This is a genomic window from Streptomyces wedmorensis, assembly GCF_000716445.1.
Classification (GTDB): domain Bacteria; phylum Actinomycetota; class Actinomycetes; order Streptomycetales; family Streptomycetaceae; genus Streptomyces; species Streptomyces wedmorensis.
The window spans coordinates 207074-222948 of sequence record NZ_JNWK01000006.1 but is presented as its reverse complement, the minus strand read 5'-3'; the positions used below and the strand labels follow the sequence as shown (position 1 = coordinate 222948).

Below are 15875 nucleotides of genomic sequence, written 5' to 3'. Positions count from 1 at the left end.
ACCGTGTGGCGCGTGGGGCCCGTGCGGGCCGATTGAGAAGTACACGTCATGAAGGGGTTCCGGTCTACGGCCCTTCGAGCCAGAGAATCCAAACCATCGGGCCCACAACTGGCGTGATTTCACTGTCTGTTGATCTCGCCACGGAGCCTCCCCGGGAATGGCTAGGGTTCGCGGGACCCTCCCCGGAAGGACCGCACGATGAGACGCCCCCTGGCCGCCCCGCTGCTCCTCGCCGCCCTCGTCGTCGGGGCCGTGTTCCTCACCGGCGCCGGCGTCGTCGCCGGGACGCTCGTCACCTCCCCGGCGCAGCTCGCCGCGAACGCCGCGCCACCGCCGCCCGACGTGCTCACGGCGCCCGTCGAACACCGCGTGCTCCACGAGACCGTCGTCCTGCGCGGGACGGTCGTCGCCGGGCAGACCGTGCGGGTCGCACCCCCCGCCCCCGGCGGCGAGGGCGCGTCCGTCGTCACCAAGGTGCCGTTCGCCACCGGCGCGACCCTCCGCCCCGGACAGGTCGTCCTGGAGGTGTCGGGCCGCCCCGTCGTCGTACTGAAGGGCCGGCTGCCGGTCTACCGCGACCTGAGGCCCGGCGCGACCGGCGACGACGTCGCCCAGCTCCAGGACGCGCTGGCCGCCCTCGGACACGACCGGGGCGACGACCCCCGGGGCACCTTCGGCGCCGGGACCAAGGACGCGGTGACGGACTTCTACTCCGCCGCCGGGTACGTCCCCCGGCCGGCCGTGGCCGACGACGGGGCCGCCGTCGACGGCGCCAGGGCGGCGGTGACCGCCGCCGAACGGGCCGCCGAGGACACCCGGGACGCCCTGCTCGACAACCGCGACGCCACCCGGACGAAGGACCTCCGCAAGGCTCGCGGCCGGGCCGCCGCCGACCTGGCCGACGCCCGGACCGCGCTGGCCCGTGCACGGGCGGCCGCCGGACCCATGGTCCCGGCCGGAGAGGTCGTCTTCGTGGAGCGCTTCCCCGCCCGGGTCGCCTCCGTCGGCGTCGTGCCCGGCTCCCCGGTGACGGGCTCCCCGATGACCCTCTCCTCCGGACGGCTCGTGGCCCAGGGCCACCTCCACGACCACCAGAAGGGCATGGTCCGGCCCGGGCAGAAGGTGCGGATCCTGGACGAGGAGACCGGCGACGAGGTCACCGCCGACGTCGTGACGGTCGCCGACCGGGCCACCCCGCGGCACACCGGCCCGCCGGGGGACGCCGGCACCGGCGGGGGAGGGGGCGACGCCGAACAGCCGCCCGGCGACGTCCCCGTCGGCTACCTCCTCACCGCCGCGCCCGGCGAGGACCTCCCACCCGGCCTCGCCGGCCGGGAGGTCCGGCTGACGGTCGAGGCCGCCTCCACCGACGGCGAGGCCCTCGTCGTCCCCGTCACCGCCGTGTCCGCCGGCGCGGACGGCCGCACGGTCGTCACCGCCGTCCGCGCCGACGCCCGCCAGGACCGCGTCGAGGTGCGCACCGGCACCCTCGGCGACGGCTACGTGGAGGTCGTCCCGCTCGCCGCGGGCCGCCTCGCGGCCGGCGACGAGGTCGTGACCGGCGTGGCCCCCGCCGTGCCCCGGGAGACGCCGTGATCCGGTCCGTACGGGAGCGGGCGCGCCGGACACGGCGGCCGGACCCCGCGACGGGCGGCCCCACGGCCGCCGAGGTCCCCGTCGTCGAGTTCCGCGGGGTCGGCCTCACCTACCCCGGGCCACCGCCCGTCCAGGCCCTGAGCCCTTGCGAACTCACCATCCGTAGGGGTGAGTTCGTGACCGTCGTCGGTCCTTCGGGCTCCGGCAAGTCCACCTTCCTCAACGTCATGGGCCTCCTCGACACCCCCACCGAGGGCACCTACCTCCTCGACGGCGTCGACACCGGTGCCCTCCGCGACGGCGACCGCACGGCGCTGCGCGGCCGCCGCATCGGCTTCGTCTTCCAGGCGTTCCACCTGATCCCGCACCGCAGCGCCGCGGAGAACGTCATGCTCTCGGCGGTGTACACGGCGGTGCCCCGTGCCGAGCGCCGCGCCCGGGCCATGGACGCCCTCGACCGCGTCGGACTCGCCGACCGGGCCGACGCCCTCCCGGCCCGGCTCTCCGGCGGGGAGCGCCAGCGCGTCGCCGTCGCCCGCGCCCTCGCCGGCCGTCCGTCGCTGCTGCTCTGCGACGAACCGACGGGCAACCTCGACTCCGACAACGCGGACGCGGTCCTCACGCTCCTCGACGGACTCCACACCTCCGGCATGACCGTCGTCGTCATCACCCACGACCGCGACGTCGCCGCCCGCGCGGACCGCACGGTGACCATCCGGGACGGCGTACTCGACGAACACCTCCGACCGGCACGGGAACGGACCACCCGGTGAAGCCCGCCCGGACCCGCCTCCCGCGCCCCCGGACCCGCCTCCCGCGCCCCCGGACCCGCCTCCCGCGCCCCCGGACCCCCCATCTCGTCGAGCCGTCCCGCTTCGCGCCCGGCGACGTCCTCTCCGAAGCCGTCGCCGGCATGCTGCGCCGCCCCGGACGGTCGGCGCTGACCGCGCTCGGCACGGTCCTGGGCGTCGGTGCCTTCGTCGCGGTCCTCGGGCTGACGGCGACGGCGTCCTCGCGGATCGACGCCCGGTTCGACCTTCTGACCGCCACCGAGGTCACCGTCGAGGACATCGCCCGGGAGCGGGACGAGTTCGCCGGCCCCGGCTTCCCCGCCGACGCGGACGCCCGGATCGGGCGGCTCGGCGGGGTCACGGACGCGGGCGTCCTCTGGACCGTCCGGCTCGCCCCGGGCACCACCGTCCGCGCCGCGCCGGTCGGCGACGGCGCGGACGGCGAGCCGGTCGACGTCGTCGCCGCCTCGCCCGGTGCCCTGCGCGCCGCCGTCCCCCGGCTCGCCCAGGGCCGCCTGTACGACGAGTTCGCCTCGTCGACGGCGCAGCCGGTGGCGGTGCTGGGGGCCTCGGTCGCCGCCCGGCTCGGCATCACCACCCTGGAGACGCGGCCCGCGGTGTTCATCGGGGACGAGCCGTTCGTGGTGGCGGGGATCGTCGACGACGTACGGCGCCGCGCGGACGTCCTGATGTCGGTCACGGTGCCGCGGACCACGGCCGAGCGGCTGTGGGGCCCGCCGGAGAGCGGCGCGGCGACGATGCTCGTCGCGACGGAGACAGGAGCCGCCCGGCAGATCGCGGCCGAGGCGCCGGTCGCCCTCCGCCCGGACCACCCGGAGTACCTCAGGGCGGTCCCGCCGCCGGACCCGAGGACCCTCCGGGCCGGAGTCACCGGCGACCTCGACCGGCTGTTCCTGCTGCTCGCCGCGGTCTGTCTGGTGATCGGGGCGGTCGGCATCGCCCACACCACCCTGGTCGCCGTCCTGGAGCGGACCGGCGAGATCGGCCTGCGCCGTGCACTGGGGGCCAGGAGCCGCCACATCGCCGTCCAATTCCTGGCGGAATCAGGCGTTCTGGGCGGTGTCGGCGGGCTCGTCGGCGCGGCGACGGGAGTCTGCGCGGTGGTCGGGGTGGCGCTGTTCCGGCACTGGACCCCGGTCCTCCATCCCGCGACCGTGGCCGCGGCCCCGGCGATCGGCCTCGCCACCGGCCTGCTGGCCGGCCTCTACCCGGCGGTGCGGGCCGCCCGGACCGAGCCCGCGGAGGCGCTGCGCCACTGAGCCGCGCACGACGAAGGGCCGTCTCTCCCCCGAGGAGTGACGGCCCTTCGTCGTACGGCTGCGGAGCGGTCAGAGGATGCGGACGGCGCCCGAGGGCATGTCCCAGTCCAGGGAGCGCTCGACCACACCGGTGGAGGAGTTCTGCGCGCCGACGTACTTGCCGCCGCCGACGTAGATGGCGACGTGGTACGAGCCGCTGCGGCTGCCCCAGTAGAGGATGTCGCCCGGCTGGAGGTTGCTCAGGGAGACGGACGTGCCCATGCTCGACTGCTGGTACGAGATGCGGGGCAGGTCGATGCCGGCCTGGCGGTACGCGGCCTGGACGAGGCCCGAGCAGTCCCAGGAGTTGGGGCCGGTGCCGCCGGTGACGTAGGCGTCGCCGACCTGGGCGCGGGCGAAGGCCACGATCGCGGCGGCGGAGCCGGAGGGAGCCTGCGTCTGCTCGTTCGTCGAGGAGCCGCCGGTCGAGTCCGAGGAGTCGTCGCCGGTGCTGGTGAGCTGGGTGCGCACGCTGTCGCGGGACGCGCGGGCGGCCGCGTCCTTGCGCTCCTGCTCGGCCTTGGCGCGGGCCTTCTCGGCGCGCTCGGCCTCGGCCTTGCGGTCCGCCTCGGCCTTCGCCGTCCTGGCGTCCTTGGCGGCCTTCTGCAGGGCCAGGTTCTCCTGGGTCTGGAGGCTCTGGTCGAGGGCCTCCTGCTGCGACGCCTCGGCGGAGGCGGCGACGGCGCTCGCGAGGCCGGCGCCGGCCTCGAGCGAGCCCAGGGTGGGCATTTCGATGGTCTCGGTCACCGGCTCGGCATTCGCCGGCCCGGCAGCACCGGCCACCGCGATGGTGCCGAGGACGCCACCGGCAACTCCTGCCCGCAGGGCGAGTTTCGAGGCGCTGCGGCGGGGCTTCCGGTGGCTGGGTATGTGAGCGGTGTGGGACATGGGAACAACCGCTATCAGGGGTTCGTGGTTCCCATCAAGAAACGTGGGTTGCGCCACAGTTACGTTCGGAACCGCTCAATCCGCTTCTCTGTCGCCCTTATTGACGCCGTAACGGGCAAATCGGGCACGGCCCATCTGGCCCTTGATCACGGGTTTTCATTGAAACGCCCGAATTGCCCGACGCTTACCACCTCTTGACGCCGATGGCCAAGCCCCGCTTTTTCGTGACCTCCACGGTGTGGCGCAGGTCACATCTCCGTCTCACGGACGCTCGTGAACGCGTGCACGCGTCCATCTCCGTACGCCGGACCCCTCGACCGGGCGACGGGCGGTTCCTTTATCACCCGTACGCGTCCATCACCAATTTGCTTGCATGGGACATCGCTTGATAGTGCGGCACCCCCTCCGAGCAGCGACTTCCGGTCCGGATGTCACATCTGGTGATCACCTGGGCGCTTCGCGCGACAAGATCACCGCTCATCCGACTTCATGATCCTTCGTCAGGTGGTGGAGATCACAAACTCCTTGCCGTACCCCGTGTCGCAGATCACAGAGGGGCGGGCATAAGATGCGGGGCAGCCGGGCTTGTGAACTGCCTCACATGGGGGCGATCTTTCACACCGGCGGTGCGGTCCAACGGTCAAGGACGACTGGAAGGAGCGAGGAGCGTGAATGCGTACGCGCCCGTCCTCGTGCTCGGTGCCCTGGGTGCGGGGTTTGCGATCTTCTCCGTGGTCATGGCCACGCTTATCGGGCCAAAGCGGTACAACAGGGCAAAGCTTGAGGCGTACGAGTGCGGCATCGAACCGACGCCCACTCCCGCCGGAGGCGGTCGCTTCCCGATCAAGTACTACCTGACGGCGATGCTCTTCATCGTCTTCGACATCGAGATCGTCTTCCTCTACCCCTGGGCCGTCACCTTCGACGCCCTGGGGCTTTTCGGGCTCGTGGAGATGCTGCTCTTCGTGCTCACCGTCTTCGTCGCCTACGCGTACGTGTGGCGGCGCGGCGGCCTGGAATGGGACTGAGGGGCTGAGGGGCACCTATGGGACTCGAAGAGAAACTCCCGAGCGGCTTTCTGCTGACGACGGTCGAACAGGCCGCGGGCTGGGTGCGCAAGGCGTCCGTGTTCCCCGCGACATTCGGCCTCGCCTGCTGCGCCATCGAGATGATGACCACCGGAGCCGGCCGGTACGACCTGGCCCGCTTCGGCATGGAGGTCTTCCGCGGCTCACCGCGCCAGGCCGACCTGATGATCGTCGCCGGACGGGTCAGCCAGAAGATGGCACCCGTCCTGAGGCAGGTCTACGACCAGATGCCCAACCCCAAGTGGGTCATCTCCATGGGCGTCTGCGCGTCCTCGGGCGGCATGTTCAACAACTACGCGATCGTGCAGGGCGTCGACCACATCGTGCCGGTCGACATCTACCTGCCCGGCTGCCCGCCCCGCCCCGAGATGCTGCTCGACGCGATCCTCAAGCTCCACGAGAAGATCCAGGGCTCCAAGCTCGGCGTGAACGCCGAGGAGGCGGCCCGCGAGGCGGAGGAGGCGGCGCTCAAGGCGCTGCCGACCATTGAATTGAAGGGTCTGCTCCGGTGAGTGACGAAACTCCGAACCCCGAGAAGGAGCTGAGCGCGCAGAACCTGCCGGGCCAGCGCGGGGACCACGGCGAGGAGGTACGCCTCCAGCGTGGCATGTTCGGCGCGAACAACGGCGGCGACACCACGGGATACGGCGGCCTCGTCCGCTCCGTCCGCCTCCCCGGCCCGGCCGTCCGCCCGTACGGCGGCTGGTTCGACGAGGTCGCCGACGAACTCGAAGGCGCCCTCGAGGAGCAGGGACTGCTTCCCGAGAACGCCATCGAGAAGACGGTCGTCGACCGCGACGAGCTCACCTTCCACATCGAGCGCGAGCACCTCGTCCGCGTGGCCCGCACCCTGCGCGACGACCCGGCGCTCCGCTTCGAGCTCTGTACCGGCGTCTCCGGCGTCCACTACCCCGGTGACAAGGGCCGCGAGCTGCACGCCGTCTACCACCTGCGCTCGCTCACCCACGGCCGGCTGATCCGCCTGGAGGTCTCGGCCCCCGACGCCGAGCCGCGCATCCCGTCGCTCGTCGCCGTCTACCCGACGAACGACTGGCACGAGCGCGAGACGTACGACTTCTTCGGCATCGTCTTCGACGGCCACCCCGCCCTCACCCGGATCATGATGCCGGACGACTGGCAGGGCCACCCGCAGCGCAAGGACTACCCCCTCGGCGGCATCGCGGTCGAGTACAAGGGCGCCCAGATCCCGGCTCCGGACCAGCGGAGGTCGTACAGCTGATGTCCACCTCAGAAGCGTCTCCCCGCGAGACGACCGAAGGCACCGTCTACACGGTGACCGGCGGCGACTGGGACGAGGTCGTCCAGTCCGCGGCCAAGGCCGACGACGAGCGGATCGTCGTCAACATGGGCCCCCAGCACCCGTCCACCCACGGCGTGCTCCGCCTCATCCTGGAGATCGACGGCGAGACCGTCACCGAGGCCCGCTGCGGCATCGGCTACCTCCACACCGGCATCGAGAAGAACCTCGAGTACCGGACCTGGACGCAGGGCACCACCTTCGTCACGCGCATGGACTACCTGACCTCGTTCTACAACGAGACGGCGTACTGCCTGGGCGTGGAGAAGCTCCTCGGCATCACCGGGCAGATCCCCGACCGGGCCACCGTCATCCGGGTGCTCCTCATGGAGCTCAACCGGCTCTCCTCGCACCTGGTGTGCATCGCCACCGGCGGCATGGAGCTCGGCGCCACCACGATCATGATCTACGGCTTCCGGGACCGCGAGATGATCCTGGACCTGTACGAGCTGATCACCGGCCTGCGCATGAACCACGCGTTCATCCGCCCCGGCGGCCTCGCCCAGGACCTCCCGCCCGGCGCCGTCGACGCCGTGCGCGAGTTCGTGAAGACCATGAAGAAGAACCTGCCGGAGTACGACAAGCTCGCCACCGGCAACCCCATCTTCAAGGCCCGCATGCAGGACGTCGGCTACCTCGACCTCACCGGCTGCATGGCCCTCGGCGCCACCGGACCGATCCTGCGCTCCGCGGGCCTCCCGCACGACCTGCGCAAGACCGACCCGTACTGCGGCTACGAGGACTACGACTTCGAGGTCCCCACCACCGACACCTGCGACTCCTACGGACGCTTCCTCGTCCGCCTGGAGGAGATGCGCCAGTCGCTTCGGATCGTCGAGCAGTGCCTCGACCGCCTGGAGCCCGGCCCCGTCATGGTCGGCGACAAGAAGATCGCCTGGCCCGCGCAGCTCGCGCTCGGACCCGACGGCCTCGGCAACTCGCCCGACCACATCGCGAAGATCATGGGCACCTCCATGGAGGCCCTGATCCACCACTTCAAGCTGGTCACCGAGGGCTTCCGGGTCCCCGCCGGACAGGCGTACGCGGCCGTCGAGTCCCCCAAGGGCGAGCTCGGCGTGCACGTCGTCTCCGACGGCGGCACCCGCCCCTTCCGGGTCCACTTCCGCGACCCGTCCTTCACCAACCTCCAGGCCATGGCCGCGATGTGCGAGGGCGGCCAGGTCGCCGACGTCATCGTCGCCGTCGCCTCCATCGACCCCGTGATGGGAGGCGTCGACCGATGACGGAGAACGTCAGCCTGGGGATGCCCCGGCTCCCCGCCCCCGCGTACCCCGCAGAGGTCCGCGCCCGCCTGACGGAGGACGCCCGGGAGATCATCGCCCGCTACCCGGACTCCCGCTCGGCGCTCCTGCCGATGCTGCACCTCGTGCAGTCGGAGGAGGGCCACGTGACCCGCACCGGCATGGCGTTCTGCGCCGAGACCCTCGGCCTCACCACCGCCGAGGTCACCGCCGTCGCCACCTTCTACACGATGTACCGCCGCAAGCCCTCCGGCGACTACCAGGTCGGCGTCTGCACCAACACGCTCTGCGCGGTCATGGGCGGCGACGCCATCTTCGAGGAGCTCAAGCAGCACCTCGCGGTCGGCAACAACGAGACCACCGACGACGGCAAGATCACCCTCGAGCACATCGAGTGCAACGCCGCCTGCGACTTCGCGCCGGTCGTGATGGTCAACTGGGAGTTCTTCGACAACCAGACCCCCGCCTCCGCCAAGCAGCTGGTGGACGACCTGCGGGCCGGCCGGACCGTCGAACCCACCCGCGGGGCCCCGCTCTGCACCTTCAAGGAGACCGCCCGCATCCTCGCCGGCTTCCCCGACGAGCGCCCCGGCGCCGTCGAGGCCACCGGCGGGGCGGGCCCCGCCTCCCTCGTCGGCCTGCGTCTGGCCAAGGGCGAGCAGCCGCACCACCGAATCGTCCACCCGCGTGGTGAGACCTCCGGTCAGGAGGGGGAGTGATGACCTTGGCCGCCGAGATCGACAACAGCAGCCCCGAGAAGCTGCTCGCACCCGTCCTCTCCGCCTTCTGGGACCAGCCCGACTCCTGGACCCTGGCGACCTACGAGCGCCACGAGGGATACCAGGGGCTCAAGCGGGCCCTCGCGATGAGCCCCGACGACCTCATCGCGTACGTCAAGGAATCCGGGCTCCGCGGACGCGGCGGCGCCGGCTTCCCCACCGGCATGAAGTGGCAGTTCATCCCGCAGGGCGACGGCAAGCCGCACTACCTCGTCGTCAACGCCGACGAGTCCGAGCCCGGCACCTGCAAGGACATCCCCCTCCTCTTCGCCAACCCGCACTCCCTCATCGAGGGAATGATCATCGCCTGCTACGCGATCCGCTCCGAGCACGCGTTCATCTACCTGCGCGGCGAGGTCGTCCCCGTCCTGCGCCGCCTCCACGAGGCCGTCCGCGAGGCCTACGCGGCCGGCTACCTCGGCCGGAACATCCTCGGCAGCGGCCTGAACCTCGAACTCACCGTGCACGCCGGCGCCGGCGCGTACATCTGCGGTGAGGAGACCGCGCTCCTCGACTCCCTCGAAGGGCGCCGCGGCCAGCCCCGGCTGCGTCCCCCCTTCCCCGCGGTCGCCGGTCTGTACGCCTGCCCCACCGTGGTGAACAACGTCGAGTCCATCGCGTCCGTTCCCGCGATCCTCAACCGGGGCAAGGAATGGTTCACCTCGATGGGCAGCGAGAAGTCCCCCGGCTTCACGCTCTACTCGCTGAGCGGGCACGTCGCCTCGCCCGGCCAGTACGAGGCACCCCTCGGCATCACCCTGCGCCAGCTCCTCGACATGAGCGGCGGCATGCGCCCCGGCCACCGCCTCAAGTTCTGGACCCCCGGCGGCTCCTCCACCCCGATGTTCACCGACGAGCACCTCGACGTGCCCCTCGACTACGAGGGCGTCGGCGCCGCCGGCTCCATGCTCGGCACCAAGGCGCTCCAGTGCTTCGACGAGACCACCTGCGTCGTCCGGGCCGTCACCCGCTGGACCGAGTTCTACGCCCACGAGTCCTGCGGCAAGTGCACCCCGTGCCGCGAAGGCACCTACTGGCTCGTCCAGTTGCTCCGCGACATCGAGGCCGGCCGCGGACAGCTGTCCGACCTCGACAAGCTCAACGACATCGCCGACAACATCAACGGCAAGTCGTTCTGCGCCCTCGGCGACGGCGCCGCCTCGCCGATCTTCTCCTCGCTCAAGTACTTCCGCGCGGAGTACGAGCAGCACATCACCGGCCGGGCCTGCCCCTTCGACCCGGCCAAGTCGACCGCCTGGGCGGACAACCACAAGGAGGTGACCGCATGACCGTCATCGCGTCCACTCCCAGTGGCGGCGGCAGCGCGCCGGTGTCGCCCGGGGCCCCCGGCCAAGACATGGTGACGCTGACCATCGACGGCGCCGAGATCTCCGTCCCCAAGGGGACGCTGGTCATCCGCGCCGCCGAACAGCTCGGCATCGAGATCCCGCGGTTCTGCGACCACCCGCTCCTCGACCCCGCCGGCGCCTGCCGCCAGTGCATCGTCGAGGTCGAGGGGCAGCGCAAGCCCATGGCGTCCTGCACCATCACCTGCACCGACGGCATGGTGGTGAAGTCGCAGCTCACCAGCCCCGTCGCCGAGAAGGCCCAGCACGGCGTGATGGAGCTGCTGCTCGTCAACCACCCGCTGGACTGCCCCGTCTGCGACAAGGGCGGCGAGTGCCCCCTGCAGAACCAGGCCATGTCCCACGGACAGGCCGAGTCCCGCTTCGAGGGCGTCAAGCGGACCTACGAGAAGCCGGTCCCGATCTCCACCCAGGTGCTGCTCGACCGCGAGCGGTGCGTGCTCTGCGCCCGCTGCACCCGCTTCTCGAACCAGGTCGCCGGCGACCCGATGATCGAACTGATCGAGCGCGGCGCGCTCCAGCAGGTCGGCACCGGCGAAGGCGACCCCTTCGAGTCGTACTTCTCCGGCAACACCATCCAGATCTGCCCCGTCGGCGCCCTCACCTCCGCCGCCTACCGCTTCCGTGCCCGCCCCTTCGACCTGGTCTCCTCGCCGTCGGTCTGCGAGCAGTGCGCCGGCGGCTGCGCCACCCGCACCGACCACCGGCGCGGCAAGGTCATGCGGCGGCTCGCCGCCGACGACCCCGAGGTCAACGAGGAGTGGATCTGCGACAAGGGCCGCTTCGGCTTCCGGTACGCACAACAGCGCGACCGGCTCACCACCCCCCTCGTCCGCGACGCCGAGACCGGTGAACTGGAGCCCGCCTCCTGGCCCGAGGCCCTGGAGGCCGCCGCCCGCGGTCTCGTCCGCGGCCGCACCGGCGTCCTGACCGGCGGCAGGCTGACCGTCGAGGACTCCTACGCGTACGCCAAGTTCGCCCGGGTCGCCCTCGACACCAACGACATCGACTTCCGGGCCCGGATCCACTCCGGCGAGGAGGCCGACTTCCTGGCCTCCGCCGTCGCCGGACGCGGCCGCGACCTGGACGGCACGGGCGTCACGTACACCTCGCTCGAAGCGGCGCCGACCGTACTCCTCGTCGGCCTGGAGTCCGAGGAGGAGGCCCCCGGCGTCTTCCTGCGGCTCCGCAAGGCCTGGCGCAAGCACGGCCAGAAGACCTACGCGGTCGCCGCCTTCGCCACCCGCGGCCTGGAGAAGTCCGGCGGCACCCTGCTGCCGGCCGCCCCCGGCACCGAGACCGAGTGGCTGGACGCCCTGACCTCCCGGGTCGGCCTGGACGGCGACGGCCTCGCCGCCGCCGAGGCCCTCCGCCGGGAAGGCTCCGTCATCGCCGTCGGCGAGCGCCTCGCGGGCGTACCCGGCGCGCTGACCGCCGCCCTGCGCGCCGCGACCGCCACCGGCGCCCGGCTCGTCTGGATCCCGCGCCGCTCCGGCGAACGCGGAGCCGTCGAGGCGGGCGCCCTCCCGACGCTGCTCCCCGGCGGCCGGCCCGCGACCGACCCCCGCGCGCGCGAGGAGGTCGCCGCCGCCTGGGGCGTCCGCGAACTCCCGCACCGCTACGGCCGCGACACCGGCCAGATCGTGGAGGCCGCCGCCACCGGCGAACTCGGCGCACTGCTCGTCGCCGGCGTCGACGTGACCGACCTGCCGGACCCGGCACGCGCGCGCGAGGCCCTCGACGCGGCCTTCGTCGTCTCCCTGGAGCTGCGGCCCGGCGAGGTCACCGAGCGGGCCGACGTGATCCTCCCGGTCGCCGCCGTCGCCGAGAAGGCCGGCACCTTCCTCAACTGGGAGGGCAGGGCACGGCTCTTCGAGGCCGCGCTCAAGCCCGAGCAGATGACCAGGCCGCTCGCGCCGAGCGACGCCCGCGTGCTCCACATGCTGGCCGACGCCCTCGACGCCCACCTCGGCCTGCCCGACCTGCGGTCGGCCCGCCGGGAGCTGGACCGGCTCGGCGGCTGGACCGAGGAGCGGGCCGGCGAGCCCGCCGAACCCGGCCAGGCCGCGCCCCGGCCCGGCGACGGCGAGGCCGTCCTCGCCGGACACCGCCTCCTGCTCGACCTCGGCAGGCTCCAGGAGGGCGACACCGCTCTCGCCGGCACCCGGCACGCCGCCGTCGCCCGGCTCTCCGCCGTCACCGCCGCCGACACCGGCGTCAAGGACGGCGACGTCCTGGAGGTGGCCGGCCCCGCCGGCTCCGTGGCGCTCCCGCTCCAGGTCACCGAGATGCCCGACCGCGTCGTCTGGCTCCCGCTCAACTCGACCGGCCGCGGCGTCCTCTCCGACACCGGCGCCCACCCCGGCGACCTGGTCCGCATCGGCCCGGCGACCCCGCAGGAGGTGCAGGCATGACCGCGAACGTCCTGGCGGCCGAAGACCTGTCCATGTTCGGCACGGACCCCTGGTGGCTCGTCCTGATCAAGGCCGTCTTCTGCTTCGCCTTCCTGATGGTCACCGTGCTCTTCTCCATCGTGTGGGAGCGCAAGGTCGTCGCGTGGATGCAGCTGCGCATCGGCCCCAACCGGCACGGCCCCTGGGGCATGCTGCAGTCCCTCGCGGACGGCATCAAGCTGATGCTCAAGGAGGACGTGATCGTCCGGCGGGCCGACAAGGTCGTGTACGTCCTCGCCCCGATCATCGCCGCGATCCCCGCGTTCATGGCGATCGCCGTGATCCCCTTCGGCCCGGCCGGCAACGAGGTCTCGATCTTCGGCCACCGGACCGCGATGCAGCTCACCGACCTGCCGATCGCGATGCTGTACGTCCTCGCGGTCGCCTCCGTCGGCATCTACGGCATCGTCCTCGCGGGCTGGTCGTCCGGCTCCACGTACCCGCTGCTCGGCGGGCTCAGGTCGTGCGCGCAGATGATCTCGTACGAGATCGCCATGGGCGCGGCCTTCGCCTCCGTCTTCCTCTACTCCGGGTCGATGTCGACCTCGAAGATCGTCGAGGCGCAGGCGGACCGCTGGTTCGTGATCCTGCTGCCGGTCTCGTTCATCATCTACATCGTCACGATGGTCGGCGAGACGAACCGCGCCCCCTTCGACATGCCGGAGTCCGAGGGCGACCTCGTCGGCGGCTTCAACACCGAGTACTCGTCCATCAAGTTCGCGATGTTCATGCTCGCCGAGTACGTGAACATGGTGACGGTCTCGGCCGTCTCGGTGACCCTCTTCCTGGGCGGCTGGCGGGCCCCGTACCCCGTCTCCACCTTCTGGGAGGGCGCGAACCACGGCTGGTGGCCGATGCTCTGGTTCGTCCTCAAGGTGCAGCTGCTGCTGTTCTTCTTCATCTGGCTCCGCGGCACCCTGCCCCGCGTCCGCTACGACCAGCTGATGAAGCTCGGCTGGAAGGTCCTCATCCCGGTCTCCGTGGTCTGGCTGATGCTGGTCGCCACCGTCCGGGCGATGCGGAACGAGAACATCGCCTTCTCGAACATCGTCCTGTACGTGGCCGGAGCCGTCCTCGGACTGCTGCTGCTCTCCTTCCTCGTGGACCTGTTCCGCGACCGGAAGGCGAAGGCCGCCACGGCAGCCCCCGAGACCGCGCGGGCCTTCGACGCGATGGCCGGCGGCTTCCCCGTACCGCCCAAGCCCGGGCAGTCCCTGCCGCCCGTGCCGCGGCGCAGGCCCCGGCACGACCGGGACCTCGTTGTCAGTGGCGCCCCCGATACTGCTACTGCGAGTGATGGAAAGGAGACGGACGGTGTCTGACTTCCAGAACCCGGTGGCCGGTTTCGGCGTGACCTTCAAGGCCATGTTCAAGAAGCGGCTGACCGAGCAGTACCCGGAGCAGCAGAAGACGACGGCGCCCCGCTTCCACGGCCGGCACCAGCTCAACCGTCACCCCGACGGTCTGGAGAAGTGCGTCGGCTGCGAGCTGTGCGCCTGGGCCTGTCCCGCCGACGCCATCTACGTGGAGGGCGCGGACAACACGGACGAGGAGCGCTACTCGCCCGGCGAGCGCTACGGCCGCGTCTACCAGATCAACTACGCCCGCTGCATCCTGTGCGGCCTGTGCATCGAGGCGTGCCCGACGCGCGCGCTGACGATGACCAACGAGTTCGAACTGGCCGACTCCTCCCGCGAGAACCTGATCTACACCAAGGAGCAGCTCCTCGCGGGTCTCGAGGAGACCATGGTCGACTCGCCGCACGCGATCTTCCCCGGCATGACCGAGCAGGACTACTACCGGGGCCTCGTCACCGAGGCCGCGCCCGGCACCGTCCAGCAGGTCGCCGTCTCCAAGGGCGAGAAGGGCGAGCCGGAGGGGGCGGAAGCATGAGCGCCAACCTCGCCGCCTACGCCACCTCTTCCGGTGAGGCCTTCCAGTTCTGGGTCCTCGGCACCGTCGCCGTCGCCGGCGCCCTCGCCACGATCCTGATGAAGAAGGCCATGCACAGCGCCCTGTCGCTGGCAGGCACGATGATCGTCCTCGCGGTCTTCTACCTCGCCAACGGCGCGTACTTCCTCGGCATCGTCCAGATCGTCGTCTACACCGGCGCGATCATGATGCTCTTCCTCTTCATCGTCATGCTGGTCGGCGTCACGGCCGCGGACTCGCTGAAGGAGACCATCAAGGGGCAGCGCTGGTGGGCCGCCGCCTGCGGCCTCGGCTTCGGCATCCTGCTCATCGCCGGCATCGGCCAGGCCTCGCTCACCGAGTTCGCCGGCCTCGGCGCCGCCAACGCGGCGCACGGCGGGAACGTCGAGGGCCTCGCCGCCCTCATCTTCACCAAGTACGTCTTCGCCTTCGAGATCACCGGCGCGCTCCTCATCACCGCCGCCGTCGGCGCGATGGTGCTCACCCACCGCGAGCGCACCGAGCGGGCCCGCACCCAGCGCGAGCTCTCCGAGCAGCGCGTGCGGGAAGGCAAGCACCTGCCGCCGCTGCCCGCACCCGGCGTCTACGCCCGGCACAACGCCGTGGACATCGCCGGTCTGCTGCCCGACGGCACCCCGTCGGAGCTCACCGTCATCTCGACCCTGCGCAAGCGGGGCCAGGTCCGGGACGTGTCCACCGAGGCGATGGCCGACCTCAAGGCCCTGGAGCAGCGCTCCGAGGAGCGGCTCGGCCGGGACCGGGACGAAGAGGAGGCCACCCGGTGAATCCCGTCAACTACCTGTACCTCGCGGCCCTGCTGTTCACCATCGGTGCGGCCGGGGTGCTGATCCGGCGCAACGCGATCGTGGTCTTCATGTGCGTCGAGCTGATGCTCAACGCCTGCAACCTCGCGTTCGTCACCTTCTCCCGCATGCACGGCAACCTCGACGGCCAGATCATCGCGTTCTTCACGATGGTCGTCGCCGCCGCGGAGGTCGTCGTCGGGCTCGCGATCATCGTGTCCGTCTTCCGTGCCCGCCACTCGGCCTCGGTCGACGACGCCAGCCTGATGAAGCTGTGAG

The 15875-nt window shown here is 71.6% G+C and carries 15 protein-coding genes; 14 read left to right on the top strand and 1 reads right to left on the bottom strand.

The genetic code is table 11. The annotated features are described in order from the left end of the window. Positions 1 to 198 precede the first annotated feature (198 nt). Genes OO54_RS07560 through OO54_RS07550 form a run of 3 tightly spaced genes read left to right on the top strand, consistent with a single transcriptional unit; the run spans position 199 to position 3667 of the window. On the top strand, positions 199 to 1596 hold the full coding sequence (locus OO54_RS07560; protein ID WP_033202060.1) for a peptidoglycan-binding domain-containing protein: 1398 nt from the start codon (positions 199 to 201) through the stop codon (positions 1594 to 1596). Continuing rightward, a complete protein-coding gene (locus OO54_RS07555) occupies positions 1593 to 2369 on the top strand; it encodes an ABC transporter ATP-binding protein (RefSeq protein ID WP_033202059.1) in 777 nt (258 codons plus the stop codon). The genes OO54_RS07560 and OO54_RS07555 overlap by 4 nt, the downstream gene beginning before the upstream one ends. After that, complete coding sequence (locus OO54_RS07550; protein WP_051786765.1) at positions 2366 to 3667, top strand: ABC transporter permease; 1302 nt, start codon at positions 2366 to 2368, stop codon at positions 3665 to 3667. The genes OO54_RS07555 and OO54_RS07550 overlap by 4 nt, the downstream gene beginning before the upstream one ends. 69 nt (positions 3668 to 3736) lie before the next feature. Here the strand turns inward: OO54_RS07550 and OO54_RS07545 are convergent, their stop codons facing one another. Continuing rightward, on the bottom strand, positions 3737 to 4594 hold the full coding sequence (locus OO54_RS07545) for a C40 family peptidase (RefSeq protein WP_033202058.1): 858 nt from the start codon (positions 4592 to 4594) through the stop codon (positions 3737 to 3739). 668 nt (positions 4595 to 5262) lie between these two features. On the opposite strand from OO54_RS07545, the gene OO54_RS07540 reads away from it, so the two are divergent. The 11 genes from OO54_RS07540 to nuoK are packed head-to-tail and all read left to right on the top strand — an operon-like array spanning position 5263 to position 15874. Next, positions 5263 to 5622, top strand: coding sequence for an NADH-quinone oxidoreductase subunit A (locus tag OO54_RS07540; RefSeq protein ID WP_019888619.1), 360 nt, complete (start codon positions 5263 to 5265; stop codon positions 5620 to 5622). Positions 5623 to 5639: 17 nt separating this feature from the next. Next, positions 5640 to 6194 (top strand): NuoB/complex I 20 kDa subunit family protein, encoded by a 555-nt coding sequence (locus OO54_RS07535; RefSeq protein ID WP_017239455.1) that lies wholly within the window; start codon positions 5640 to 5642, stop codon positions 6192 to 6194. Beyond that, entirely contained in the window at positions 6191 to 6922 is a 732-nt protein-coding gene (locus tag OO54_RS07530; protein ID WP_033202057.1) for an NADH-quinone oxidoreductase subunit C, read from the top strand. The genes OO54_RS07535 and OO54_RS07530 overlap by 4 nt, the downstream gene beginning before the upstream one ends. After that, on the top strand, positions 6922 to 8244 hold the full coding sequence (locus tag OO54_RS07525) for an NADH-quinone oxidoreductase subunit D (protein WP_033202056.1): 1323 nt from the start codon (positions 6922 to 6924) through the stop codon (positions 8242 to 8244). The genes OO54_RS07530 and OO54_RS07525 overlap by 1 nt, the downstream gene beginning before the upstream one ends. Beyond that, entirely contained in the window at positions 8241 to 8981 is a 741-nt protein-coding gene (gene nuoE / locus OO54_RS07520; protein ID WP_033202055.1) for an NADH-quinone oxidoreductase subunit NuoE, read from the top strand. Before OO54_RS07525 ends, nuoE begins: the two co-directional genes overlap by 4 nt. Continuing rightward, positions 8978 to 10330 carry an NADH-quinone oxidoreductase subunit NuoF gene (gene nuoF, locus OO54_RS07515; RefSeq protein ID WP_193384184.1) on the top strand — a complete coding sequence of 451 codons (1353 nt, stop codon included), beginning with the start codon at positions 8978 to 8980 and terminating at the stop codon, positions 10328 to 10330. Before nuoE ends, nuoF begins: the two co-directional genes overlap by 4 nt. Continuing rightward, on the top strand, positions 10327 to 12822 hold the full coding sequence (locus OO54_RS07510) for an NADH-quinone oxidoreductase subunit G (protein ID WP_033202054.1): 2496 nt from the start codon (positions 10327 to 10329) through the stop codon (positions 12820 to 12822). The genes nuoF and OO54_RS07510 overlap by 4 nt, the downstream gene beginning before the upstream one ends. Further along, positions 12819 to 14183, top strand: a complete 1365-nt coding sequence (gene nuoH, locus OO54_RS07505; RefSeq protein ID WP_033202053.1) for an NADH-quinone oxidoreductase subunit NuoH — start codon at positions 12819 to 12821, stop codon at positions 14181 to 14183. The genes OO54_RS07510 and nuoH overlap by 4 nt, the downstream gene beginning before the upstream one ends. Next, the gene (gene nuoI, locus OO54_RS07500) at positions 14158 to 14754 is read left to right on the top strand and encodes an NADH-quinone oxidoreductase subunit NuoI (RefSeq protein ID WP_033202052.1); all 597 of its coding nucleotides are present in this window, start codon (positions 14158 to 14160) and stop codon (positions 14752 to 14754) included. The genes nuoH and nuoI overlap by 26 nt, the downstream gene beginning before the upstream one ends. Next, entirely contained in the window at positions 14751 to 15578 is an 828-nt protein-coding gene (locus OO54_RS07495; protein WP_033202051.1) for an NADH-quinone oxidoreductase subunit J, read from the top strand. The genes nuoI and OO54_RS07495 overlap by 4 nt, the downstream gene beginning before the upstream one ends. After that, complete coding sequence (nuoK, locus tag OO54_RS07490) at positions 15575 to 15874, top strand: NADH-quinone oxidoreductase subunit NuoK (RefSeq protein WP_017239464.1); 300 nt, start codon at positions 15575 to 15577, stop codon at positions 15872 to 15874. Before OO54_RS07495 ends, nuoK begins: the two co-directional genes overlap by 4 nt. The last annotated feature ends 1 nt before the right edge of the window (position 15875 follow it).